Annotated in this window: 15 protein-coding genes; 5 read left to right on the top strand and 10 right to left on the bottom strand. The window is 71.5% G+C overall.

Translation table 11 applies throughout. The annotated features are described in order from the left end of the window. The first annotated feature begins 122 nt into the window (after window positions 1-122). Window positions 123-1,130 (top strand): serine hydrolase, encoded by a 1,008-nt coding sequence (locus MJQ72_RS01895; RefSeq protein WP_240597263.1) that lies wholly within the window; start codon window positions 123-125, stop codon window positions 1,128-1,130. Here MJQ72_RS01895 and MJQ72_RS01900 read toward each other — a convergent pair. From MJQ72_RS01900 to MJQ72_RS01925, 6 genes are all read right to left on the bottom strand, one after another. After that, window positions 1,127-2,269, bottom strand: a complete 1,143-nt coding sequence (locus MJQ72_RS01900) for a glycosyltransferase (RefSeq protein WP_240597264.1) — start codon at window positions 2,267-2,269, stop codon at window positions 1,127-1,129. The genes MJQ72_RS01895 and MJQ72_RS01900 overlap by 4 nt on opposite strands. Beyond that, window positions 2,270-3,061, bottom strand: a complete 792-nt coding sequence (locus MJQ72_RS01905) for an alpha/beta fold hydrolase (protein ID WP_240597265.1) — start codon at window positions 3,059-3,061, stop codon at window positions 2,270-2,272. 2 nt (window positions 3,062-3,063) lie between these two features. Beyond that, window positions 3,064-3,363 carry an acyl carrier protein gene (locus MJQ72_RS01910; RefSeq protein ID WP_240597266.1) on the bottom strand — a complete coding sequence of 100 codons (300 nt, stop codon included), beginning with the start codon at window positions 3,361-3,363 and terminating at the stop codon, window positions 3,064-3,066. Then, window positions 3,360-7,595, bottom strand: a complete 4,236-nt coding sequence (locus tag MJQ72_RS01915; RefSeq protein ID WP_240601606.1) for a beta-ketoacyl synthase N-terminal-like domain-containing protein — start codon at window positions 7,593-7,595, stop codon at window positions 3,360-3,362. Before MJQ72_RS01915 ends, MJQ72_RS01910 begins: the two co-directional genes overlap by 4 nt. 36 nt (window positions 7,596-7,631) lie before the next feature. Next, the gene (locus MJQ72_RS01920) at window positions 7,632-14,102 is read right to left on the bottom strand and encodes a type I polyketide synthase (protein ID WP_240597267.1); all 6,471 of its coding nucleotides are present in this window, start codon (window positions 14,100-14,102) and stop codon (window positions 7,632-7,634) included. Window positions 14,103-14,501: 399 nt separating this feature from the next. Then, window positions 14,502-15,407: a LysR family transcriptional regulator gene (locus tag MJQ72_RS01925; protein WP_240597268.1), complete on the bottom strand. Its 906-nt coding sequence runs from the start codon at window positions 15,405-15,407 to the stop codon at window positions 14,502-14,504. Between the two features lie 71 nt (window positions 15,408-15,478). Here MJQ72_RS01925 and MJQ72_RS01930 point away from each other — a divergent pair, with 71 nt between their 5' ends. After that, a complete protein-coding gene (locus MJQ72_RS01930; RefSeq protein WP_240597269.1) occupies window positions 15,479-16,468 on the top strand; it encodes a YeiH family protein in 990 nt (329 codons plus the stop codon). On the opposite strand, the gene MJQ72_RS01935 is transcribed toward MJQ72_RS01930, so the two are convergent. Both MJQ72_RS01935 and MJQ72_RS01940 read right to left on the bottom strand, forming a co-directional pair. Then, window positions 16,446-17,621 (bottom strand): MFS transporter, encoded by a 1,176-nt coding sequence (locus tag MJQ72_RS01935; protein WP_240597270.1) that lies wholly within the window; start codon window positions 17,619-17,621, stop codon window positions 16,446-16,448. The two genes, MJQ72_RS01930 and MJQ72_RS01935, sit on opposite strands and share 23 nt — an antisense overlap. A 156-nt stretch (window positions 17,622-17,777) precedes the next feature. Then, window positions 17,778-18,674 carry a DMT family transporter gene (locus tag MJQ72_RS01940; RefSeq protein ID WP_240597271.1) on the bottom strand — a complete coding sequence of 299 codons (897 nt, stop codon included), beginning with the start codon at window positions 18,672-18,674 and terminating at the stop codon, window positions 17,778-17,780. Here MJQ72_RS01940 and MJQ72_RS01945 point away from each other — a divergent pair. Continuing rightward, window positions 18,673-20,097 carry a PLP-dependent aminotransferase family protein gene (locus tag MJQ72_RS01945; protein ID WP_240597272.1) on the top strand — a complete coding sequence of 475 codons (1,425 nt, stop codon included), beginning with the start codon at window positions 18,673-18,675 and terminating at the stop codon, window positions 20,095-20,097. The genes MJQ72_RS01940 and MJQ72_RS01945 overlap by 2 nt on opposite strands. A 37-nt stretch (window positions 20,098-20,134) precedes the next feature. After that, complete coding sequence (locus MJQ72_RS01950) at window positions 20,135-20,833, top strand: Crp/Fnr family transcriptional regulator (RefSeq protein ID WP_240597273.1); 699 nt, start codon at window positions 20,135-20,137, stop codon at window positions 20,831-20,833. 10 nt (window positions 20,834-20,843) lie between these two features. Here the strand turns inward: MJQ72_RS01950 and MJQ72_RS01955 are convergent, their stop codons facing one another. Beyond that, a complete protein-coding gene (locus tag MJQ72_RS01955; protein ID WP_240597274.1) occupies window positions 20,844-21,440 on the bottom strand; it encodes a hypothetical protein in 597 nt (198 codons plus the stop codon). 173 nt (window positions 21,441-21,613) lie between these two features. Here MJQ72_RS01955 and MJQ72_RS01960 point away from each other — a divergent pair, with 173 nt between their 5' ends. Beyond that, a complete protein-coding gene (locus tag MJQ72_RS01960; protein WP_240597275.1) occupies window positions 21,614-23,110 on the top strand; it encodes an exo-alpha-sialidase in 1,497 nt (498 codons plus the stop codon). Between the two features lie 56 nt (window positions 23,111-23,166). Here the strand turns inward: MJQ72_RS01960 and MJQ72_RS01965 are convergent, their stop codons facing one another. Then, window positions 23,167-24,576, bottom strand: coding sequence for a DHA2 family efflux MFS transporter permease subunit (locus MJQ72_RS01965; RefSeq protein ID WP_240597276.1), 1,410 nt, complete (start codon window positions 24,574-24,576; stop codon window positions 23,167-23,169). Window positions 24,577-24,651 lie beyond the last annotated feature (75 nt).

Consider the following 24,651-nt stretch of genomic DNA (forward strand, 5'->3'; position numbering starts at 1 on the left):
TCCCAGCACGAGGACACACCTTCTGAAGGCTGGTACCCCTCCAGGAGAGTCCCTACACGCGGGCTTTTCAAGGGCTAGCCGAGTAGAGGACCCTGGCCACCGTGCGTGAAGGGGGGTCTTCTGTGAAGCTGTCCGTCATCCGTGCCGCCGCGGCGGCACAGCAGGCGCGTGTCACGCCGGGAATCGAAGACATGGCGAGCTACCTGGAGTCTCAGGTGGCCGACGCTTCCCACCGGGAGGTGATCGGGCCGGTGCTGCCCGCGTCCGGAGCGAGCGGGGTGGTGGTCCACGGCGGGGAACGCGTCGCGTCCTGGGGTGATCCCGATGTTCCCGAAATGGCGTTCAGCGCCACGAAGAGCGTCGTGTCGACCGTCGCGGGCCTCGCCTTCGATGCCGGACTGATCCCCGATCTCCACCGGCCGGTGACCGAAACGCTCGACCTGCCCGGACTGCGCGTCCCGAGCGCGATCACCTGGCACCACCTGCTGCAGCAGACCAGCCAATGGGACGGCGAGCTCTGGGGCAAACCGGCCTGGGCGGACGCTTCGAGCCATCGTCCGGAGAGCGCGCCATGGGACGCCCCGCCGGGCGCGGGCTGGGCCTACAACGACGTCCGGGTGAATCTGCTCTGTCTCGCCCTCACCCGTCTGTTCGCCCGGCCGCTGCCCTCGGTGCTGCGGGACCACGTCCTCGGGCCGATGGGCGCGTCCGGCACCTGGTCGTGGCACGGCTACCGCGGCGCGACGACCGACATCGACGGCGAAGCCGTTCCGGTCGTCAGCGGTGGAGCGCACTGGGGAGGCGGCCTGTGGATCTCCGCCGGCGACCTCGCCTTGCTCGGCCTGCTCTACCTTCGCGACGGCGAACACGACGGCCGCCGCCTGCTCAGCAGGGAGTGGATCGATCGCACCTGGAGCCCGTGCGACCACAACCCGGACTACGGCTACCTCTGGTGGCTCAACGACCGGCGGCAGGTCTACCCCACCGCCCCGCCGAGCGGCCGGTGCGCCCGGGGAAACGGCGGCAGGCACCTGCTGTGGGTCGATCCCGGACGCGACCTCGTCGTCGTTTCCCGCTGGGGCGAAGACGCCGGAGAACTCTTGCGCGAGGTCTCGGCCGCGGTCTCCTAGGCGAGCAGAGCCTCCAGGTGGTCCGCCGCCGCCGCGGCCCCGCCCGCCTCCCGGAACGACGCGCCCACCTTTTCGGCGGCCGACCGGTAGCCCGGATCGCCCAGCACCCTGGTCACGGCGGCCGCGATCCGTTCGGGTTTCGCCTTTCCGAACCGCAGCCGGACGCCGGCGCCCGCGTCGACGACCTGACCGGCGATGATCGGCTGGTCGTCCCGGATCGGCGCGACCACGAGCGGCACCCCGTGCCACAGGCTTTCGCAGACGGTGTTGTGCCCGCCGTGGCAGACGACGGCGTCCACCCGGGCCAGAAGGGCCATCTGGGGTACCTGCGGCACCACGAGCACCGTGTCTCCCACCGGCCCCACCGCGCCACCGGGATCGGTGATGACCGTCCGGATCCCGTCGACCTCGGAGAGTCCCTTGGCGGCCGCGCGGAGGAAGTCCCCGACGGCGTCGGCGTTCGCGGTGCCGAGGGTGACGAACACCGTCGGCACCGCCCGGTCGAGCCGGTCCCACGGGAAGCCGCCGGTCGGCGCGCGCCCGCCGATGGACGGCCCGACCAGCCGGACCCGGCTCGGGAGCGTGGCCGGGCCGAGCAGCTCCCGGGTGGTGAACGCGAGCACGCCGTGCGGCGACATCCTCGGGTCGGCGGGGCCGCCGTCGATCCGCGCGCGCAGGCCGTCGAGGAGGTCGTCGAGCCAGGCCGCCACCTTGGGGAGCCCGGCCAAGGGATCGACGAGTTCCGCGGACGTCGTCGCGGAGGTGACCCACGGCAGGCCGAGCCCGTCGGCGACGAGACCGCCCGCGACGGCCTGCTGGTCGGCGACCACCACCTGCGGGCGGAACCGGCCGATCGCGGCGCGGACCCCGGGCGCCATCGCCTCGGCCAGCGGGATCAGGAACTCCTCCCACAGGAACCGGAACGCCGCAGGCCCTTTGAGGCTCGCGTCGCGTTCGGGCAGGCGGCGCGGGATCGCGCACGGGAACACGTCGGCGCCGTCGCCGGCGAGCCGCCGGATGACCTCGGGCCGCCCCGCCCAGGCGACCTGGTGCCCGCGGGCGGTGAGGGCGGCCGCGACCCCGACCGCGGGGTTCACGTGCCCGGTCAGCGGCGGGGTGACGAAGAGGAATCTGCCCACTCAGGCCGCCGTTTCGCACGAGTGTTCGCGAACCCAGTCCAGGATCAGCTCCGACGTCTCCGCAGTGCGCTCGACGAGCACCGAATGTCCCTGGTCCGGCAGGACGACGGTGCGGCAGCGGCCGAGGTTCGCCTCCAGGTCCGGGACCTGCGCCGAGAGCCCGGACAGGTCACCGAACAGCGCGAAGACCGGGCAGCGGACGGCCGCGAGGTCGTCGTCGATGGTCCGGCTCAGCGGGACGTCCTCCGCCAGCGTGGTGGCCGCGAGGATCTTGTACGCGGATTTCGACAGCCGGGCGGTGTGCGCCCCGTGGTTCTCGGCGATCCAGCCGATCACCTCGTCGCGCGCGAGCCGGTTCTTCGCGTCGGCGAGCCCTTCGGCCATATGCCCGGCCCACGCCCGTACCGGTGGCTCCGCTTCGATGGCGACGACGCTGGCGACGCGCTCCGGACGCGAAGCCGCGAGCCCGAAGGCGATCGAGCCGCCGAAGGAGTTCCCGGCCACGTGCACGGGCCGGTCGATCCCCAGCGCGGTGAGCAGGCCGTCGAGATCGGCGACGAACTCCTCCAGCCGGTAGCCGGTGGCGGGCCGCGTCGTGCGGCCATGCCCGCGAAGGTCGTACATGACGACGTCGATGCCCTGCGCCGCGAAGGCGGGCCCGAGCGTGAAATAGTAGCTCGCCAGGCTGTCGGTGAGGAGGCCGTGGACGAACACCACGACCGGCGCCGCGCCGTCCGACGGCCCGAGCCGCTGGACATGGACGTCGAGGTCGCCGACCTTGACCTTCGCCATGCTCAGGCCTTCCCGTCGAGGGACACGACCACGTGGTCGACGAGTTCGCCGACGGTCAGCGCGATGATCTCGTCCAGTTCGCGTTCCGCGATGAACTCGGCGAAGTTGACCTTGTCGCCGTAGTGGTCGCGCAGCCGCCCGGACAGCGTCACGAGGTCGATGCTCTCCAGTTCGAGGTCGTCGTGGAATTTCGTGTCCCGGCCGATCTCGGCGTCGTTCAGGCCGTATTCTTCGAGCAGTTCGCGCAGCATCACGGTGAGGTCGGCCAGCACGGCCCCGGCCGCCACGGTCTCAGTGGTCATTCTTCGTTCTCCGTCCAAGCCACGACATAGTCCTTCGCCCGGGTGGTGATCGTGGTGTGCCACACCGGATACCGGGCACCGCCCACCTCGACGGTGAGCCGCCCGTCGTCCGCGCCGACGACGGCGAAAGCGCGCGGATCACCGCGCAGGCCGGTGCGGAGCCGTTTCGCGACGGCCTCCTTGGCGGCCCAGAATCTGGTGAACCACAACGCTTCCGGCTCGCCGAGCAGGGCACGTTCCGGCGCGCCGAGTGCGGCGGCGACCGTGCTCTCCGGCCGGTCTTCGATGGCTTCGATGTCGATCCCGCAGAGCCCTCGGCGGGCGATGGCGACGCCGAGTGAGTCCCGATGGGCGATCGAGACGGTGAGCTCCGGCAGGCTTCTCCCGTACGCTCCCGAGACGATCGGCGCCCCCGACGAGTCGTTCCCGACCCGCAGCTCGGCGGGAAAGACGTCTCCCGCGCCGTCTGTCCACAAGAGACGCCGGACGGCGTCCTTCACCGCGATCCGGCCGAGCAGCCATGTCCGTTTCCGGCGCGGGGACTGGCCGGCGTAAGCCTGTCTTTCCTCCCCCGCCAGCACGTTCCGCATGATCAGCTCGCGGGTGGCCAGATCCGGCCACTGCTCGCGGACCAGCGCCCAGCCACCGGGACGTTCTTCGGACAGCGTGGCCCGCTCGGGCCGCCGGTCCATCGCCCGGATCACCGGATTGCTGTCGAACCGGCGATCGCGCCAGCCCTCGATCTCGGCCCAGACCCGGCCGCCGCGGATCAGCTGGACGTCCGCTTCGAGTTCCGCGTCGGTCACCGAAACGACGCGCACGACACAGTCGACGCGGTCTCCTGGCAAGGGATGCTCGCCGTAGAACCGGATCCGCCGCATCCCCACCGGGAACACGGTGGTCCGCGCGGGCAACCGGGACATGATCCAGTACCCGAGCAACTGTCCCGCGTTGTCCAGCAGCGCCCCCGGCGCGTCCGGTGTCCGCAGCACTCCGCGCACGTGGCGATCCCCGACCGCGACCAGTTCCTCGACGCCCTGGAACCGCGGCCCGTGGAACATCCAGCGTTCGGTGTAGAGCTGCTCGGCGCGCAGGTCCGGTGTCCGTTCCCGGGCGGCCGGGAAGGTCCACGGCCCGGGCGGATCGGCGGGGAACGCGGCGTCCAGGTCGATGACGGCCCTGGAGTAGTCGCCGAGGGAGACACCGGCTCGCGAAACCCCTTGCGGGACAACGGTCACCGGTACGTCCAGCGCGGGGATCGCGGCGATCCACTGGTTCAGCCGGACGTCTTCCAGCGCCACCGCGCGGCTGCCCGGCGCGGCCTGCTCGGCGAAGTCCATCAGGTGCCCGATCACCGTCGTGGCGGGCACGACCGGCCACGAGTCGGCGGGATCGGCACCTGGTGGCTGTTTGAAGAAGCAGTGGTCGAGCAGATACGGCATGGTCTCGACGGAGACGCGGAGTTCGGTGCGCAACGGCCGGATCCGGGGCGCCGGCCTGGCGGCGAACAGTTCGGCCGCCAGGCCGGCGGTGTCGGCCAGCAACCCGGAGAATTCGGCTGCCAGCGGGTTCCGTCGTCCGATCCGGTCCAAAGTGGACGTGTTCGCCCCCGGCGGCCGGAAGCCGCGCCGGACGCGCTCGTCGAGCGACACCAGCGCGCCGCCGAGGTCGAGCCGGATCGTCCGGCCACGGTTCGCGCCGCGTTGGCCGGGAAGGAGTTCGAACGCCGGATCTGCGCCGTCGGCCCACAAGGCCGTCGCGGTCCTCAGCAGTTGCGGAACACCGGGGCGGTGCGCGGAATGCGCGGCGACGACGAGGTGTTCGCGGTCGTGCAGGGTGTTCCCGATCAGCGACCCGAGCTGTCCGGCACCCGTCTGCACGAACGCGCGGAACCCGGCCGCGTACATGTTCTCCACGAGGCCGCGGAACCGCACCGGCTCCAGCAGATGCCGGACGAACAGGTCCCGGATCCCCGCGGCGGCCGCCGGGTACGGCTTTCCGGTCGTGGCGGACCAGACCGGGAGTTTCGCCGGATGCAGCGTGTAGCGTTCGGCGGCCTCGCGGATCGGGCCGAGATACGGCGCGAGCATCGGCGTGTGGAAACCGGACCGGAACGGCAGCACCTGGGAGATCACGCCGTCCGCGCGGAATCCGCGGACGAAGCCGTCGACGGCCTCGGCGGGCCCGCAGATCATCGCCTGATGGGGCGCGTTGTCGTGGGAAAGGACCACTTCGGACTGTCCTTTGAGGACATCGGTGACCACGGGCGCGGCCGCGCCGATCACCGCGAACGCCAGCCCCGGCACGTTGAGCGCGTCGGGATCGAAGCCCGCCAGGAACGCGTCCACCTCGGTGTCGGCGTGGATCCCGGCGACGGCCATGGCGGTCCACTCCCCCAGACTGTGCCCGGCGAGCGCGTCCGGCGTGACGCGCAGTGCGCGCAACGCCGTGTCGAGCAGCCTGCCCAGCTGGAACACGCCCTTGCCGTGCCTGCCGACGTCGCCGATGGTGACGTCCGGTGCTTCCCAGCGAATACCGAAATGCCGGGCCACGTCATCTGCGTGGGCCTCGAATTCGTTCTCCAGCCCGGGGAAGACGAACGCGAGCCTGCCCCCGCCCTGGCCGAGCAGCGGTTCCGGAACGAACCAGAGGTCGTTGCGGCCGCGCCAGGGTTTGCCCTTCGCGACCACTTTCCTGGCCAGGTTCAGCCGTTTGGGCGTCGGATCGACGAGCCCGAGCCGGACCCGGCCGCGACCGGTGTCACCCTCGCTCAGGACGTCGTCGTGGTCGAGCAGGCATCCCATTTCGGCGACGGTCGGCGCCGAGAGCCGCAGGACCTGCTCGGGCTCGGAAACCTCCACGGCGGGCCGTGTCGCGGCCTGCTCCAGGACCACGTGGGCGTTGATCCCGCCGAAACCGAACGCGTTGACCCCGGCCCGCCGCACCGGCCGCCGGTCGTCGGTCTCCCAGGCCTTCGCGGCGCCGAGCGTCTCGAACCGGGTCGCGGCCAGCGCCGGATGCGGGTTCTCGCAGTGCAGGGTCGGCGGGAGAACCCCGTGGTACACGGCCAAAGCGGCCTTGACGAGTCCGGCGACGCCCGCCGCGGGCATGGTGTGCCCGATCATCGACTTCACCGAGCCGAGCACCGCGGTCGGCCGGTCCGTCCGCCCGAAGACCTCCGCGATCGTCGCGAGTTCGGCGGCATCGCCCGCCGGTGTGGCGGTCCCGTGCGCTTCGAGCAGGCCGATCGTGGCGGGGTCGATCCCCGCGGCGCTCCAGGCCTGCCGCACCGCGCGGACCTGTCCGGCGGTGTCCGGAGTGGACAGTCCGGCGGTCCGGCCGTCGCTGGCCACCCCGGTCCCGGTGACGACGGCGTAGACCCGGTCACCGTCCCGTTCGGCGTCCGCGAGCCGCTTGAGCACGACGACCCCGGTGCCCTCGCCGATCAGCACCCCGTCCGCGTCCTGATGGAACGGCCGGATCCGCTGGCTCCGCGACAACGCGCCGAGCTGGGAGAACACGCTCCAGAACGTGACGTCGTGGCAGTGGTGCACGCCGCCGGCCAGCACGACGTCGCACCGCCCGCTCCCCAGTTCGCGGACGGCGTGGTCGACGGCGACGAGCGAGGAGGCGCAGGCGGCGTCCACCGTGTACGCGGGTCCGCGCAGGTCGAGCCGGTTCGCCAGCCGCGAAGCCGCGAGGTTGGGCACGAGCCCGATCGCGGCGTCGGGGGCTTCGGGACCGAGCCGGTCGGTGAAGGCCCGGCGGAGTTCCTCCAGCCGCTCGCGGCCGAGTTCGGGCATCAGCTCGCCGAGCGTGCGGACGACCTGGGTGGCCGTGCGGACCCGCTGGTCGAGCCGCACCAGACCGGGTGTCAGATAACCGCCGCGGCCGAGGATGACCCCGGTCCGCTGCCGGTCGGTGGGCAGCCGGTGCTCCCCGCCCGCGTCGGCGATGGCCTGTGCGGCCACCCGCAGCGCGATCAGCTGGTCGGGTTCGGTACCCGGGACCGACGACGGCATGACACCGAAGCCGGTGACGTCCACTTCGGCCAGTTCACCGACGAAACCGCCGCGATGGCAATAGAGCCGGTCCGCCCGTGGTTCGGCGTCGGGCTGGTAGAAACCCGGATCCCAGCGGTCGGCCGGGACCTCGGTGATCGCGTCGACCCCGTCGACGATGTTGCGCCAGTAGGTGTCGAGATCAGGAGCGCCGGGGAAGAGCACCGACATTCCGACGATCGCGATCGGGGGCGTTTCGGCCACCGGTCACCACCCCGACGCGGTGTAGGTGACGGCCGTCAGTCCCTCGTCGCCCCACGCCAGTTCACGCAGCAGGCTCAAGGTGCCTTCCTCGGGGTCGATCAGCTCGATCCCGCGCCGGGCGTAGTCCCGCATCAGTTCCGGGGTGACCATCCCGTTGTTCACCCCGGTGGGCGCCCACGGTCCCCAATGGACGGTGAGCCCGCGACGTCCGTACACAGTGGACCACCGGTGCCCGAGCGCCTCCAGCGCGTCGTTCGCGGCCGCGTAGTCGGCCTGGCCGCGGTTTCCCAGTGTCGCGGCGACGCTGCCGAACAGGACGGCGAACTTCGGCGCCTCCGGCAGTTCACCGGCCGCCGCGAGCAGGGTGCTCGCCCCTTCGACCTTGGTGGCGAAGACCCGGTCGAACGACGCCGGGTCCTTCTCCGCGATCAGCTTGTCCTCGATGACGCCCGCCGCGTAGACGATGCCGTCGAGCCTGCCGTGTTCGGCGTGGATCTCCTTGACCGCGCGGTGCACGGCCTCCGCGTCGAGCATGTCCACCGAGTGGTACCGCACCGGGCTGCCGAGGTCGCCGATCCGCCGCAGCGTCCCGCGGACCTCGCGTTCGGACTCGATGAGCCGGATGGTCCGCTCGATCTCGGCCGGTTTGGACAGCCCGCTCCCGATCAGGGCGGCGCGCAGCTCTTCCGTCGTCGTCGCGGTCGCGATCTCCGGCTCCTCGCCGTCGATGGGCACGGCGGTTCGGCCGAACAGTTCGATGCGGCACCGCGACGCCGAGGCCAGCGTGGTGGCCAGCCGGGCGGTGATGCCCTTCGCCCCGCCGACCAGGAGGACGACCGAATCCCGGTCCAGGCCGAGCGCTTCGGCCTCGGCCGTCCCGTCACCGGCCGGGCCGGCGCCCGTGCTGCCGAGCAGGCCGAGGCCTTCCTCGGTCATCCGCAGCCCTCGCCGCGCGCCGCCGCGGCGGACGACGACCGGCTCCCAGTCCCCGGCGGACAGCTCGGCGAGCAGGGTCTCCACTTGTTCGTCCACAGTGGATTCGGGATGCTGCTCCACCACGCGGGCGACCGTGTCCGGGTATTCCTTGGCCACCGTCCGGAAGAAGCCGCGGGCACCGTCGGCGGGGCCGTTCGCGATGAGCCAGCGCGGTCCGCCCGCCAGGACCGCTTGGTACAGCGGGAAATCGTCGGGGAAGGACGGTGACAGGTGGAACACGCCGTCCGCGCCGTGCTCCGGCACGCCCTGGACCAGTTCGACTTCGGCGCCATACCCGGAGAGGCGGGCGGTGAGCATCTCCGCGACCTGGCCTTCCCCGACGACGGCGAAGCGGAGCCCGGCGAGTTCTTCGTCGGTGGGGTTCGGGGCGGCGAGATCGAATTCCCGCATGAGATAGCGCTTCGGCGCCACCACGACGGCGTCGCTCTCGTCGGCGGGCTGGTCACCGGCAGGGGCGCCACCGAGCAGGTCGGCGAGTTCCGCCGCCGTGCGGGCCTTGGCGAGGACTTCGGGATCGCCGCCGGTCAGGCCCAGCCGGGTCGCCAGTTCCCCGGCGATCTCGGCACGTTTGATCGAGTCGACGCTCAGATCCGCTTCGAGGTCCAGATCCGGCTCGATCATGTCCACCGGATAGCCGGTCCGCTCGCCGATCACCTCGACGACGGTGCCGAAGATCGAGCGTTCGGGCGCTGGAGCGGGGGCGGAGACGGGTACGGGTACCGGCTCGGGAAGGCTGAGGGGTGCGGGCGGCCGGACACCGGGATCGGTACCGAGGTAGCCGAGCAGGACGTCCCGTTGCGCGGCGATCATCTCGCGGCTGGTGCGGAGGAACTCCGAGATGAGCGCCTCACCGCCGTCGGTGCCGGGCCGGGAAGTCACGATCGCCTCCGTGGGGATTCGCTGGGGTGGGTGCAGGGCGGTGGCGGGGATCTCACCGTCGGCGGTGCGGACGAGGTGTCCGTCGACGGTCCAGCCCGCCTTCTTCGGTGGCCGCGCGGACAACGCGTCCGTGCAGGTGCGGCCGGTGAACAGCCGGCCGGTGCGGACGTCCGCACCGGCGACCGCCAGCCTCGCCAACGCGGCGAGGAAACCGGGGATCCCGGTACGGCGGCCGCCTTCGAGGGTGACCGTCCGATGTGGACGGCCGTCGAGCACGGCGGCGACGAGCCTGGTGAGGACCGAGCCTGGGCCCGCTTCGACGAAGGTCCGGGCGCCCGCCTCGTACATGGCCTCGATCTGGTCGGCGAACCGCACCGGCGCGCCGATCTGCGCGGCCAGTTCGGCGCGGATCCCGTCCGGCGCGGCCGGGTAGGGTGCGGCGATCCGGTTCGCCCACACCGGGATCTCCGGTTCCGTGACCGTGACGGTGCCGAGCACGCGGGCGAACTCCGTCTCCGCCGGGGCGACCATCGGGCTGTGGAACGCGCACGCGACCGAGAGCGGCTTCGCCCCGACCCCTCGGGCCCGCAGCCGGTCCACCGCCACGCCGACGGCGGCGGTCGGTCCCGAGATCACCGTCTGTTCCGGTGAATTCCGGTTCGCGGTGACGACGCTCCCGGTCAGGCCCTCGGCGGCGAGCACCTCGGTGACGTCCGTGGCGTTCGCGGCGACGGCCGCCATCGTCCCCGGGTCGCCGGCGCCGGTCGCGCCGAGGATCGCCGCCGCCCGTGCCCGGCTGAGCTCCAGCAGGGAAGCCGAACTCAACGCACCGGCGGCGGTCAGCGCGACCAGTTCGCCGTAGCTGTGTCCCGCCACCATCGAAGGCCGGACCCCGGCCATGCCCAGCAGATGGTGCGCGGCGAGCCCCACGATCCCGAGCGCGGGCTGCGCGGCCCGGGTGTCGGTCAGCCCGTCACGCTGCGCTTCACGCCCGGCCTCGTCGAACACGGCGGGCGGGAACAGGACGTCGACGGTGCTCCCGCCGCGCGCGAGGTAGCGCCGCAGCTCGGGAAAGGCGACGAACAGCTCCGCGAACATCCCCGGCCGCTGGCTGCCCTGCCCGGGAAAGAGGAACGCGATCTCGCCCACCGGCCCGTCGCCGCCGCCGAAGATCCCCGTCTTCTCGTCCCGCTCCCCCGCGATGGCCCGGCGCAGCGACGAGGCCAATCCGTCCACTGTGGACGCCAGGATGGCGAACCTCGTCCGGCCGCCCCGGCTTTCCGCCCGGCGGGACGCGGCGAACGCCAGATCCCGCAGCCGCCAGCCCTGTCCCGTGGCGGCCAGGAGATCCTGGGCGTCCTTGTCACCCGCGAACAGGAACAGCTCGGCAGGCCATTCGTCGAGAGTCTTCGCGGGCGGGACGGCGCCTTCGTGCGAGGTGAGGACGACGTGGAAGTTCGTGCCGCCGAACCCGAAGGCGCTCACCCCGGCGACGCGTTCGGAGTCGGCCCACGGCCGGGCCTCGGTGTGGAACGCGAACGGGCTGGTCTCCGGGTCCCACGCCGGATTCGGCTTCTCCAGATGCAGCGTCGGCGGTTTGACGCCGGTGTGCAGCGCGAGGCTCGCCTTGATCAACCCGGCCAGCCCGGCGGCGCATTTCGTGTGCCCGATCTGGGATTTCACCGAACCGAGCGCGCACCGGCCGGGTTCGGCGCCCGCTTCGGCGAACACCTTGGTCAGGGTGGCGAGTTCGGTGCGGTCGCCGACGACGGTGCCGGTGCCGTGCGCTTCGACGAGCCCGGCTCGCGACGGAGAGATCCCGGCGTTGCGGTACGCCCTGGTGAGCGCGTTGTACTGCCCCTCCGGCCGGGGCGCGGTGAGCCCGAGCGCCCGCCCGTCGCTGGCGCTGCCGACGCCCTTGATGACGGCGTAGACGCGATCGCCGTCGCGTTCGGCGTCCGCCAGCCGCTTCAGGACGACGCACGCGACGCCCTCGCCCAGCGCGATCCCGTCGGCGTCGCTGTCGAAGGTGGCCGAGCGGCCGGACGGCGAGAGCGCGTGCACCGAAGAGAACAGCAGGTAGTCGTTGATGCCGTTGTGCAGGTCGGCGCCGCCGCACAGGACGAGGTCGCTGGTACCGGTGACGAGCTCCTTGCAGGCGACGTCGACGGCGGTCAGCGACGACGCGCACGCCGCGTCGACCGTGTAGTTCGCGCCGCCGAGGTCGAGCCGGTTCGCGACCCGGCCCGCGATGACGTTGGCGAGCACCCCGGGGAACGAGTCCTCGGTCAGGCGCGGCAGCTGGCGGTCGAGGTCGGCCGGGAGTTCGCCGAGGTAGGACGGGAGCACGGTCCGCAGGGTCATCGCGTTGGACAGATCGCTCCCGGCTTCCGCGCCGAAGACCACCGACGTGCGGGACCGGTCGAAGGCGCGTTCGGCGTATCCGGCGTCGGCGAGCGCCCGCCGCGACACCTCCAGCGCCAGCAGCTGCACGGGTTCGATACTCGCGAGCGACGCGGGCGGGATGCCGTGGTCGAGCGGGTCGAACGGGATCTCCGGCAGGAAACCGCCCCAGCGCGACGGCGTCTTCTCGCCGTCGCCGTCGGGCGCGTAGTAGAGCGCCGGATCCCAGCGCCGGGCCGGGACCTCGGTGACGGAATCCGCTCCGGACAGGATGTTCGCCCAGAACGCGGCGAGATCCCCGGCCTGCGGGAAGACACCGGCCATCCCGACGATGGCGATGTCGAGCGGTTCCGGCACGGGCTCGTCGTCCACGCCGTCCAGCAGCTCGGCGGCGCGGGCGGCGAGAAACGCCTGGGCTCCCGGCCCGACGGCCTCGTGCAACCGGGCGATCGTCGTGACCTCGGACCGCAGCACGGCGACGTCGCCCGCCATGAACATGCCCTCGGCGAGCTGCCGGTCTTCGGCGACCGGGCCGAGCGTGTCCCCGACTCGCTCGATTCCCTTGCTCGCCAGGCGAAGCCGTCCGACGTTGAGCTTCTCCAGCCGCTCCCAGGCCTCACGGTCCGGCACCGCCTGGTCCTTCAGTGCCCGTTTGAGTTCCGCGTATTCGGTGGTGAACGCCGAACGTACGCATCGTGTCGCGTGTCCCGGCGCGGTCTCCAGCAGGTCGGTGCGCGTGGCTTCGACGACCTGGCGCTGGAACAACGGCAGGACGGCGCCCGCGCGGACGGCCTCCTCGGTGAACAGATACGCGGTGCCCATCACCAGGCCGGCCGTCGCGCCGAGCCGGGTCAGCGGTGCCGCGGCGGCGGTGACCATCGCGGCCGATCGCTCGTCGTGGACCCCACCGGCGAAGTACACCTCGACCTCGGCCGCGTAGTCGCGGAGCACGTCGATCTGGGCTTCCCACAAGGGAAAACTCGCCCGCGGCCCGACGTGCCCACCGCATTCGGAGCCTTCGAAGACGAACTTGCGCGCGCCCGCTTCGAGGAACTGGCGCAGCAATCCCGGCGACGGGACGTGCAGGAACGTCGAGATGCCGTCCTCTTCCAGCGCCTTCGCCTGTGCCGGACGGCCACCGGCGATGATCGCGTGGCTCGGCCGGATCTCCCGGATCACCTCGAGCTGCGCGGCACGGACGTCCTCGGCCGCGAACCCGAGCACCCCCACGCCCCAGGGCGCGTCACCCAGCGCGGTCTTGGTCGCTTCGAGCATCTCGCGGGTCTGCTCAGGCCCGGACAACGCCAGGGCCAGGAACGGCAGCGCTCCCCCGGCGGCGACGGCCCGTGCGAATTCGGGCCGGTCGCTGACCCGGGTCATCGGGCCCTGCGCGAGCGGCAACGGGCCGCCGGAAGCGGTGAGCCCCTCGGCGATCGACGCGCGAACGCCGTGGATCGCGGCGGGGAGGGTTCCCCAGCGGTCGCGGAACCGCTCGGGCAGGAAGGCGTCCTGCCCGGCTTCCACCGGCAGGCGGCGGAGCCGTCGGACACCGCCGTCCACAATGGTCTCGGAACCGTCGAGGCCTTCCAGCGCCCTCGTGACGTCCGACGGGAGCTCCGCTTCGGGGAGCAGCGCGAACGCCGTGTCGAGGACGACACCGGCGGCACCTCCGGCCACCGCGGCGGCCGCGGTGTGCGCGCCGATCCCGCCGTACGCCCAGACCGGGACGCCGATCGCCGGATCGGCCAGCAACTGCTGCAGGAACACGAACGTGCCGAGTTCGCCGATCCTGCCGCCCGCCTCGTGGCCACGGGCGACGAGCCCGTCCGCTCCGGCGGCGACCGCTCGCACGGCTTCGTCCCGGCTCGTGACCTCCGCGAGCACGCGCCGTCCCGCGAAGTCCACAGTGGACTTTCGCGCATCGGCGGCGAGCAGCACCGTGTGCACCGCGGCAGGAAGGTCGGCCGACCCCGCGACGCGGACACCGAAGCCGGTCGCGAGCCAGTCCCCGGCCAGGTCGAGTTCTTCGCGGGCCGCCCGGTTTCCGCTGGTCAGGTCCAGGACACCGAGCGCGCCCGCCCGCGTCGCCGCGGCGGCGAACCGCGCGGACGGCACACCGAAGGGGTGCACCGCGATGAGCAGATCCGCCGTCCCGGTCGACGGTGAGGCATCGGCGCCACGAATCGACTTACCCACGGGAAGCCTCCGGCACACGGAAGAGTGACTTGGTTACCGGGCGTACTTAAACGCAGGCGAGGCTTCACGTCAATACTCGACAGTAGGGTTTCCGGTCACAGGAACCGGATGGCGGTACGCCGACCTGCGAAACGCGAAGTCCGTCGCGAGAATTTAGCGTTCCGGATACACACGGGACATCGTTTTTCCGTGCTCCCACAGGAAAGAACCGGCAACGACCAGGTGTCCCAACGGCCGATACGCCATCCGGCCTGTTACCCGGAGTTCACCATTCCGCTTTCATCGGACCACTGGAATTAGTGGTCCGTACCCATTTCGGGAAATCGACTCCGATTCGCCCTATCGTCGGTATCACGCCGCCCGGGGATTCGGTATCACGCGCGAAAAACATGAAGGGATTCAGCGGGATTTCGCATTCCGGACCGCGATGCTCAGCAGTTCCGCGGCCGGACCGGCGAGCCGCCGCCCGGCGGGCCACACCGCGCGCAGCTCCCGGCCGAAGTCGACGCCGTCCACCGCGACCGCGACGAGCCGCCGGTCGGCGACGTCACGGGCGATGGCGAGCTCGCTGATCACCGCCGGTCCGGCGCCCGCGATCACGGCGTTGCGGACAGCGGAGGCGGAGCCCAGTTCCAGCAACGGTTTCGCCGGGCCGACCCCGGCCTTGCGCAGGGCGGCGTCGACCGTCTCCCTGGTCCCGGAACCGAGTTCGCGGACCACGAGCGGCGTGATCGCCAGCTCGGCCGCGGTCAGCGGACGGCGTTTGCGCGCCCACGGATGACTCGCGGGCACGACGAGGACGAGGCGGTCGGTGGCCACCCGCCGGGACGAGAGCCCGGGCAGCGAACCGGGCGACTCGACGAACCCGAGATCGACCTTGCCCTCTCGCGCCATTTCGGCGGCCTGGTCGGAGTTGGTGACCTCCAGCCCGAGATATAGCCCGGGGTCGCCGCGTTTGAGTTCGCCGATCCAGCCCGGCACCAGATACTCGGCCAAGGTCATGCTCGCGGCGACGCGCAGATGCGCCTCGTGCTGGGTGCGCAGGGCTTCGGCGCCGTCGAGCAGACCGTCGAGTTCGGACAGCACGCGGTGCGCCCAGCCCGCGATGACCCGGCCGTCGGGGGTGAGCGCGGAGCCGCGCCGCGTACGGTCGACCAGCACCAGACCCAGCCGTCGCTCGACTGTGGACAGTCGTTTGCTCGCCGACGGCTGCGCGATCCCGAGGCTGGCCGCGGCCTGCCCGATACTGCCGAGCTCGTCCACGAGCACCAGCAGGCGCAGGGAGTCCAGATCGGGTGTGGTCATAGCCCAAGTGTATGACCTACCCCCGGTATTCCCGGCTACCGAGGCCACCTGTGCCGGGCGAAGCTCGAATCATGAGCACCACGCACGCGAGACCGACGAAGCCCTACCTCACGGCCCTGGCCGTCACCGGCGCCGGAGTGGCCGCCGCGTACCTGGTCGGCACCGCTTTCCCGGTCGTCAGCGCGCTCACCGTCGCCGTCGTGCTCGGCATCCTCACCGGCTCGCTGTCGTCGGTCTCGGAGGAGACCCGGAAGGCCATCGCCGGGATCACCAAGAAGCTGCTTCGCGCCGGTGTCGTGCTGCTCGGCCTGCAGCTCTCTCTCCCGGCCGTCCTCGCGCTGGGCCCCGGGACCCTGCTCGCCGTCGTGCTCACGGTCGGCATCACGTTCCTCGGCACCATCGGCCTCGGCAGGCTCCTCGGCGTGCCTCGCGGCCTGGCGATGCTGGTCGCGACCGGGTTCTCGATCTGTGGCGCGTCCGCGATCGCCGCCATGGAAGGCGTGGTGAAACGCGAGGACTCCGACGTCGCGACCGCGGTCGCGCTGGTCACCTTCTACGGCGGGCTCGCCATCGCGGCGGTCCCGCTGATCGGCGGCTGGCTGCGGCTCGACGCGGCCAGGATCGGCGAGTGGGCCGGGCTCAGCGTGCACGAGGTCGCGCAGGTCGTCGCCGCGGCCACGCCCGCGGGCAGCGCCGCCATCGCGGTGGCGATCGTGATCAAGCTCAGCCGGGTGGTCCTGCTCGCCCCGATGGTCGCCGCGGTCGGCGTGCACGAACGGAAGCGCCCCATCGACGGCAAGCGGCCGCCGCTGGTGCCGCTGTTCGTCGTCGGTTTCCTGGCGATGGCCGCCCTGCGCAGCACCGGGATCCTGCCGGGGCTCGCGCTCGACGTCGCCAAGATCGCCTGCACGCTGCTGCTGGCCGGAGCGCTGTTCGGGCTCGGCTGCGCGGTCCGGATCGGCACGCTCGTCCGCACCGGCGGCCGCGCCCTGCTGCTCGGTCTGCTCTCCACCCTGCTGGTCGGGACCACCGCGCTGGTCACGCTGACCGTGCTCGGCTGAGGACCGCCACCGCGAGCAGCGCGACCACGCCGCCGGTGACCATCACCGCCGGGACGGAGACCGCGTCGACGACCAGACCCCCGAGCAGTGCTCCCGCCGAAAGGGTCGCCTGGAACGACGAGGTGAACAGCACCGACGCCGCCTCGGGCGCTTGCGGAGCCGCCCTCGCGAACCACGTTCCCGAACAGACCGGGACGGCACCATAGGCGAAACCCCAGAGCACCAGCAGCGCGAGCGCGCCCGGTTTCGAGCCGCCGAGGAACGGCAACGCGCAGGTCACCACGCCGATCAGTCCGGCAGCGGTGAGGAAGGTCAGCCGGAGGTCGCGCGCGATCGCCGCGCCCGCGGCGAAGTTGCCGGCGATCCCGGCGGTGCCGTAGACGAACAGGAAGACGGTGATCAGCTCCGGGCTCACCTGCGTCACCTGGCGCAGCAGCGGCGTGACGTAGGTGTAGGTCCCGAAGTGGGCGAGCACGACCAGCACCGTGACGAGCAGGCCGAGCCGGGTCGCGCGCTGACGGGTCATCTCGCGCAGGACGCCGAGCCGGGTCGCACCCGCCGACGGCAGCGGGGGCAACGCCCACGCCAGCGCGGCGAGGACTCCGGCCGTGAACACCGCCATCACGGCGAACGCCGCCCGCCAGCCGAAGAGTTCACCGAGGAAGGTCCCCGCGGGCACCCCCAGCACGGAGCCGAGCGGCACGGCGGAGAAGATCACTGCGGTCGCCGTGCCCGCGCGTTCCGGGCCGATGAGCCGGGCGGCGAGCCCGGAACCGATCGCCCAGAAGGCGCCGATCACCAGCCCGACCAGGACTCGCGAGACCAGCACGGCCCAATAGGCGTTCGCCGTCGCCGCGAGGACGTCGGACAGGGCCAGCACCACCATCAACGCGCACAGCAGGATCCGGCGGTCGAGCCGTCCGGCGGCGACGGTGACCGCCGGGGCCGCGAGCGCGGCGAGGAAACCCGGCAGGGTCATGGTCAGGCCCGCCGTCCCCGGCGTGATCCGGAAATCCTCGCCGATCGGGGTCAGGAGGCCGATCGGCAGGATCTCCGTGGTGACGAGGGAGAAGATCCCCAGCGTCACCGCGAGGACGGCGAGCCATCCCTTCAGCGGGGTCCGTGCGGAGGTGTCGAGGGTCGAAGCGGTCATGTGCTCCAGCCCATCACCGCGCGGGCACCGCGGTCTGGCGGATTCGCGACGTCGATCTTGTTCGAGGGGCTGAAGGGGACTTTCCCCGCATGCCATGCGACGAAAGCGTCCTTCACCGCGTCGCATGCGGCGATGGGCCCCTTCAGCCCACGGGGTCTAGGTACGGGACCGCTGGGTCACCACGATGCAGGCGACGACGATCAGCGCGGTCACCGGCGCGGCGGCCGGGAGATGCTCGCCGAGCAGCAGGACCGCCCAGACCAGCGTCAGCAGCGGCTGGGCGAGCTGCAGCTGGCTCGCCCGCGCGACACCGATCTCGGCCATTCCCCGGTACCAGGCGAAGAACCCGCCGAACTGCGAGATGAGCGCGACGTACAGCAGGCCGGCGATCCCCTCGCCGGTGACGTGCAGCGGCTCGGTCGCGAGCCCGAAGACGGCGAACGCCCCGGTGACCGGCAGGGCCATCACCAGCGCCCAGGCGATCACGTGCCAGCCCGCCATCTCCCTGGCCAGCCTGCCGCCCTCGGCGTACCCGAACGCGCACAGCACGAGCGCGCCGAACAGGAACAGGTCCGCTGTGGACAGTCCGCCGCCGCTCTGGGCGACGGTGAACACCACGACCGCGCTCGCGCCGACCGCGGCGGCGAGCCAGAACCGGCGGGGCGGCCGGTTCCCGGTCAGCTTCGAGGAGATGACGGCGGTGGCCAGCGGCAGCAGCCCGATCACCACCGCGGAATGCGCCGTCGACGACGTCTTGAGCGCGAGCGTGGTCAGGATCGGGAAGGCGAGGACACAGCCGAGGGAGACCACCGCCAGGCCCCGCCATTGGTCGCGCCTCGGCAACGGGACCCGGAAGACCCGGAGACAGGTGCCGGCGACCAGCGCGGCCAGGACGCTGCGCAGCCCGGTGGCGGTCCACGGGTCGAAGCCCTTGAGCGCCCACACGGTGGCGGGGAACGTGAACGAGAAGGCGAGGACACCCAGCGCCGCCAGCGCGGTCCCGGAGCGGACCGCTACTGCCCGGTCCGCGATAGCGCTATCATCCAGTCTCATGTCCGATGGTAGCAGCGTCACCAGCCTGGTCATACAGCTGCGGTCCACTTTGGAGCGCTATCCGATTGATGGAAAGCTCCCGTCGAGCCGGGAGCTGGTCCGGGAGCTGAAGGTGAGCCCGGTGACGGTGTCGCGCGCCATCGCCGCGCTGGCCGCCGAAGGACTGGTGATCACCCGCCCCGGTGCCGGCGTCTTCCGCGCGCCGCCGCCTCGTGAAGCGGCGGTGTCCGGCGACGTGTCGTGGCAGGAGGTGGCGCTGAGCTCCCAGTCCGGCACCCGCGCGATCGACGCGAGCGGCGTGCTCACCGCGCTGAGCGATCCGCCCTCGGGCGTCATCGACCTCAACGGCGGCTACACGCATCCGAGCCTCCAGCCGGAACGCGAACTCGCGGCGGCGTCGGCCCGTGCCGGCCGCCGTCCCGGCGCGTGGACGCGGCCGCCGATCTGCGGCCTGCCCGAACTGCGGGCCTGGTTCGCCCGCGACATCGGCAGCCCGGTGAACGTCGAGAACGTGCTGGTCACCTCGGGCGGGCAGAGCGCGCTGACCACGGCGTTGCGCGCGCTCGGCGCCCCCGGCGCGCCGGTGCTGGTGGAATCCCCGACGTATCCGGGGATGCTGGCCATCGCGCGGGCGTCCGGGCTGCGGCCGGTCCCGGTGCCGATCGACCGGGACGGCGTCCGGCCCGAACTGCTCGCGGACGCCTTCCGCGACACCGGAGCCCGGCTGTTCGTCTGCCAGCCCGCGTTCCAGAACCCGACCGGCGCGGTGCTGTGCGCCGAACGCCGCGCCGAGGTGCTGCGGATCGCCCGTGACGCGGGCGCCTTCGTGATCGAGGACGATTTCGCCCGCCTGATGGCGCATCCCGGCAGCCCGGCTCCCCCGCCGCCGCTGGTGGCCGACGACCCCGACGGCGTCGTGGTGCACATCCGCTCGCTCACGAAACCGGCGTCGCCGAGCCTGCGGATCAGCGCGCTGGCTGCCCGCGGCCCGGCACTGGAACGGCTGCGCGGCCTCCACGCCGTCGAGAGCTTCTTCGTGCCGCGGCCGCTGCAGGAAACCGCGCTCGAACTGGTGAGCTCTCCGGCTTGGTCACGTCACCTGCGGACGCTCGCGGCCTCGCTGCGGGAACGTCGCGACGTGGCCGTCTCGGCGCTGCGGGAGTTCCTGCCGTCCTGGCAAGCCGTGCCGGTCCCGACCGGGGGCTACCACCTGTGGCAGCCGCTCCCCGGTTTCGTCGACGAAGTAGCGCTGACCAGCGCCGCTTTCCGCGCGGGAGTAGCGGTCACCCCCGGCAGGATGTACTTCGCGGCCGAGGCGCCGGGCCCGTATCTGCGCCTGAGCTACGTCAGCGCCGCGACAGGCGCGCAGCTGCGCGAAGGCGTCCAGCGCCTTTCCCAGGCGTACCAGGAGATCCCCGGCTGACATCTCGTACGATCGCGCACGGAGGCGACGAGAAGGCATGACTCAGCCGGCGGCGGAGCCGCACGATCCACCCGGCAGGCTCTGGGAGCTGCTCGACGACGGCCAGCGCAAGGCGCTGCGGGCCGAGGCCGAACTGCGCCAGTACCCGGCGGGCACGGTGATCATCCGCGAGGGTGACCGCTCGGACTGGGTGCTGATCCTGATGACCGGGCGGGTCAAGATCACGTCGGTGTCCACCGGCGGCTACGACGCCGTGCTGGCCGTCCGCGATCCGGGCGACATCATCGGCGAGATGGCGTCGATGGACGGCAGCCTGCGCTCGGCGACGGCGATCGCCGTCGAGCCGGTCACCGGGCTGTGGCTGTCTTCGCGGGCCTTCAACTCCGTGCTCCGCGAACAACCCGGCATCTCGGTGGTCCTGCTCCGGATCATCACCTCCCGCCTGCGCTACGCCAACTCGCGCCGCACCGAATTCGGGGACAGCACCGCCGCCGAACGCATCGCCGCCATCCTCGTCGACCTCGCCGAGCGCTACGGCGTACCCGTCGCCGAAGGCACCCTGATCGCCCTGAAGATCAACCAACGCGACCTCGCCGGGCTCGCGTCCGCGTCGCGCGAAGCCGTCGCGCGGACCCTGCGGACCTTGCGCGCCGACGGGCTGCTCAGCACCGGCCGCCAAAGGCTGGTCGTCCGGAGCCTGAACGACCTCAGGCAGCTGGCGCCCGACGACCACTGAACCAGCGTCCTCATCGGCGCACGGCTCTCCGGCGAAGCAGGGTCCGATGGCGTTCCACCCGAGCCCCGAACCGGGTGAGCGTTTCGTGCACGGCCGGGTCGCCGGGGTCGAACATCACGCGGTCGCGCACCAAGGCGCGCAGTTCGATGATCAGCGGCCCCGCCAGGCCTTCATGGACCTTGAGAATCGTCAGCGAGGCCAGACCACTCTGCTCCTTGTGCCAGGCGAGGACGTCGACGCGGACCGGCGCCCTCCGGAACCTCCGCACGCCCATGGCGACGAGCCCCGCGACACCCTGGCACAGCAATTCCAGCACCAGGAACGGCAGCAGGAAGAGCCCCAGCAGCAAGTACACCGGTATATGAACGAGTGCTTCCAAGAAGACCAGCAGCCCGAAAACACCCGTCGCCACCTTGTCCAGAGGTCCGTCGTCTTCGGCCTCGTCCCGGGCCTTGGGCTCGTCGTCGAGGTAGAGCCCCCAGTCCGGGGTGAGCTTGTAGTGCCGGTAACCGCCGGCGAGTCCAGCGAACGGCTGGACCCACCGGCGCCACGGGGCGAACCGGCGATCGACCGCCCATTCGCGCCCCTCCGGATCGAACACCTTCATCGCCCTCCCCCTCTCGATCTCGCCCCGTGTCGGCGGGATCGAGCTTGACAGGAAAAGCACCGTCGTTCTGCGTCACCTGACACAGAACGCGAGACCGGTTGTACGCGCCTTGTACGACCGAGAAGGACGCTGATGCCCCGTCACCCGGAAACCATCCAGGACGGAGCAATCCCTTGAAGATCTCTCGCGTCGCACAGGGCCTGTTCGCGGCCCTCGTCGCCATCGCGGCGGTCGGCGCCTTCCCGGTCACCTCATTCGCCGCGACCGCCGCCGTCGGGAACACGGTGGTGTACAAACAGAAAACAGAAGGTTACGACTGTTTCAGAATCCCCGCGATCGTCAAGGCGAACAACGGCGAGCTGCTCGCGTTCGCCGAAGGCCGCAACGGCGGCGCCAGCTTCTGCAACGACAGCGGCGACATCGACCTCGTCGTGAAACGCTCCGCCGACAACGGCAAGACCTGGAGCGCCCCGAAGATCGTCATCGAAGGTTTCGGTGACACCAAAGGAAACCCGACGCCGATCGTGATCCCCTCCACCGGGCGGATCGTGCTGCTGTCGGTGATGGAATGCGTCAAGAACCCCGACTGCAACCGGATTCCGCGCGTCTCGATCAGCGACGACCACGGCAAGACCTGGACCGCGCCGAAGGTGCTCACCACGCAGCTCGGGTTCAGCACGGCGCCGGGCTGGCTCGCGACCGGCCCGTCACACGGCATCGTGCTGACGCGCGGCGCGCACGCCGGCCGGATCGTCGCCGGGATGAGCTACACCGTCGACGGCAAGAACAGCGGCGCGCTGATCTACAGCGACGACCAGGGTGTCACGTGGAAGCGTGGCGCCACCGACACCCCGGCGTCGACGGCCGGGCTCAACCCGCAGGAGATCAGCGTCACCGAGCTGCTCGACGGGCGGGTCTACGCAGCGGCGCGCAACCAGGCGAACAACGACGACAAATGCCTCAGCGGGGGCGCGAAGAACCGTGCCTACGCCATCAGTTCCGACGGCGGGGCGAGCTTCTCCACCAAGTTCACCTTCGAGGAGGACCTGATCACGCCGGTGGTGCAGGCCTCGACCGCGCGGATGACCGCGACCGACAAGGCGGGCAAGTACAACCGGATCCTGTTCGCCGCGCCGTCGGTCTGCGACCGCCGCAAGGAACTCGTCGTGCGCTCGTCGTTCGACGAGGGCGCGAACTGGCAGGGCAACTCCGCCGGAACCCTGGTGTGGAGCGGTGACGCCGCGTACTCCGACATGGTCCAGCTTTCGTCGGGCTCGGTCGGCGTGCTGTACGAAGCCGGGCCGGCGGGCAACGCCAACGAGACCATCCGCTTCTCGACCGTCACCGAGACGACCCTCGGCGCCCCGGTGTGCGGCGGCGGATACGGCGTGATCGACTCGGCGCCCCTCGGGACGGCGGGCACGGTTTACCTGTCCTACAACGCTTCCAACGGTCAGAACTGTGTCAGCACGATGAAGAGCGAAGCCGCGGGCACCGCGACCGCGACGTCGGCCTACCTCGAAGTGTCAGGGTCGTCCCGGATCACCGACTCCGGCTCGTTCTCGTGGTTCGCCGGTCCGGTGCGGGCGGCCGCGGCGGGCAAATGCGTGAAGTGGGGCGGTTCCGCGGGCGGGATCAAGTACGACAGCCCGTCCGAACACTGCGGCTGAGCACTACGTCTCGTGAGTGGTAAGGACGGTTCTAACCGTCCTTACCACTCACGAGGTCACGCGCGGCGCGTCACCCACCAGAGCCTCGCGCCCAGCACCGCGGCGACGGCGGCCGCGGCGGTGAGCCACCAGAACGTCGCTTGGAACGCCGAATCCGCTCCCGCGGGCAACAGGTTCGCCAGTACGACGGCGAACAGGGCGGTCCCGGCGGCCCCGCCGACCCGGCTGACGATGTTGATCTGCGCGGCGGCGTCGGGCAACTGGTCCTTGGTGACCGCGGCGTACCCGGCCGTCGTCGCGGGCATCAGCAGGAAGGCCACGGCGATTCCCCTGGCCAGCAACAGGATCTGCACGACGGCACCGTCCGGCGGGAAGCCGCCGATGGCGAAGGGGACGGTGGTGGCGAGCGTCGCGACACTCCCCCAGGCGGCGACGAGGCCCGCGCCGTAGCGGTCGGTGAGCTTGCCGGAGATCGGCAACGCGATCGCCGAACCGACCCCGAGCCCCATCAGCAGCAGCCCCGTCTCGACGACCCCGCTCCCGCCCAGCACCTGGAAGTACAGCGGCAGCAGGAAAAGCGCGCCGAACAACGCGGGCGCGGCGAAGAAGGACAACGCGGCCGCGGCGGTGTAGACGCGGCTGGAGAACAACGTCAGGTCCAAGACCGGGTTCTCCCGGCCCCACGACCGCCGGACGAACAACGCCAGCAGCACGACCCCCGCCACGAGCGGCGCCAGCACCCCCGCGCCGAACTCCTCGCCACCCTCGCCCCAGGTGGTGAGCCCGTACAGCAGCGCCGGGATTCCCGCGCTCACCAGGACGAAGCCGAGCCAGTCGGGCCGGGTCGCCGCTCCCTTCGCGCCGCGAGGCACCAAGCGCAGCCCGAGCACCAGCGCGATCACGCCGACCGGGATGTTGATCAGGAACAGCCATTCCCAGGAAAGACCGCGCAACAGCAGCCCACCGAGAACCGGGCCGAAGGCCGGGCCGACGCTCATCACGATGCCCAGCGTCCCCATGACGCGGCCGAGCCGGGTGGGGCCGACCGCCTGACCGAGCACCGTTTGCCCGGCGGGCAGGAGCAGACCGGCGGCGAGCCCCTGCAGCACCCGCAGCCCGATCAGCCAGCCGACGTTCCCGGCGAGCGCGCACAGCACCGAAGCCACGGTGAACGCCGCCAGCGACACCAGCCAGACCCGGCCCGCGCCGAAGCGGCGGCTGAGCCAGCCGCACAACGGCAGCGCGACCGCCAGCGCGACCAGGTACGCGGTGAAAACCCATTGCACGGAGGCGATTCCGGCGCCGAGTTCACGGGTGAGCGTCTCGGCCCCGACCGCGAGGACCGTGGTGTCCAGCATGGTCATGAACGCGCCGAGCACGATCACCCAGGCCATCCGCCAGGTCTCGGCCGGAATCCTGTCCGGCGGCGGGGCCGGGTTCGCCCGCCGTTCCAGCGAAACAGCCATCGGGGTGTTCTCCTCACGTGCCCGGGGATCTTGACCCGGCTCACGCTAAGACCTCTACTTAACTCAAGGTCAAGT

It is taken from the genome of Amycolatopsis sp. EV170708-02-1 (assembly GCF_022479115.1).
Lineage (GTDB): Bacteria > Actinomycetota > Actinomycetes > Mycobacteriales > Pseudonocardiaceae > Amycolatopsis.

What these genes read in the sequence shown, in the direction of transcription:
- MJQ72_RS01905 (WP_240597265.1), bottom strand. Translation starts at nt 3,061, where the DNA reads ATGGCGAAGGTCAAGGTCGGCGACCTCGACGTCCATGTCCAGCGGCTC.
- MJQ72_RS01910 (WP_240597266.1), bottom strand. Translation starts at nt 3,363, where the DNA reads ATGACCACTGAGACCGTGGCGGCCGGGGCCGTGCTGGCCGACCTCACC.
- MJQ72_RS01915 (WP_240601606.1), bottom strand. Translation starts at nt 7,595, where the DNA reads ATGTCGGTGCTCTTCCCCGGCGCTCCTGATCTCGACACCTACTGGCGC.
- MJQ72_RS01925 (WP_240597268.1), bottom strand. Translation starts at nt 15,407, where the DNA reads ATGACCACACCCGATCTGGACTCCCTGCGCCTGCTGGTGCTCGTGGAC.
- MJQ72_RS01930 (WP_240597269.1), top strand. Translation starts at nt 15,479, where the DNA reads ATGAGCACCACGCACGCGAGACCGACGAAGCCCTACCTCACGGCCCTG.
- MJQ72_RS01935 (WP_240597270.1), bottom strand. Translation starts at nt 17,621, where the DNA reads ATGACCGCTTCGACCCTCGACACCTCCGCACGGACCCCGCTGAAGGGA.
- MJQ72_RS01945 (WP_240597272.1), top strand. Translation starts at nt 18,673, where the DNA reads ATGTCCGATGGTAGCAGCGTCACCAGCCTGGTCATACAGCTGCGGTCC.
- MJQ72_RS01940 (WP_240597271.1), bottom strand. Translation starts at nt 18,674, where the DNA reads ATGAGACTGGATGATAGCGCTATCGCGGACCGGGCAGTAGCGGTCCGC.
- MJQ72_RS01950 (WP_240597273.1), top strand. Translation starts at nt 20,135, where the DNA reads ATGACTCAGCCGGCGGCGGAGCCGCACGATCCACCCGGCAGGCTCTGG.
- MJQ72_RS01955 (WP_240597274.1), bottom strand. Translation starts at nt 21,440, where the DNA reads ATGAAGGTGTTCGATCCGGAGGGGCGCGAATGGGCGGTCGATCGCCGG.
- MJQ72_RS01965 (WP_240597276.1), bottom strand. Translation starts at nt 24,576, where the DNA reads ATGGCTGTTTCGCTGGAACGGCGGGCGAACCCGGCCCCGCCGCCGGAC.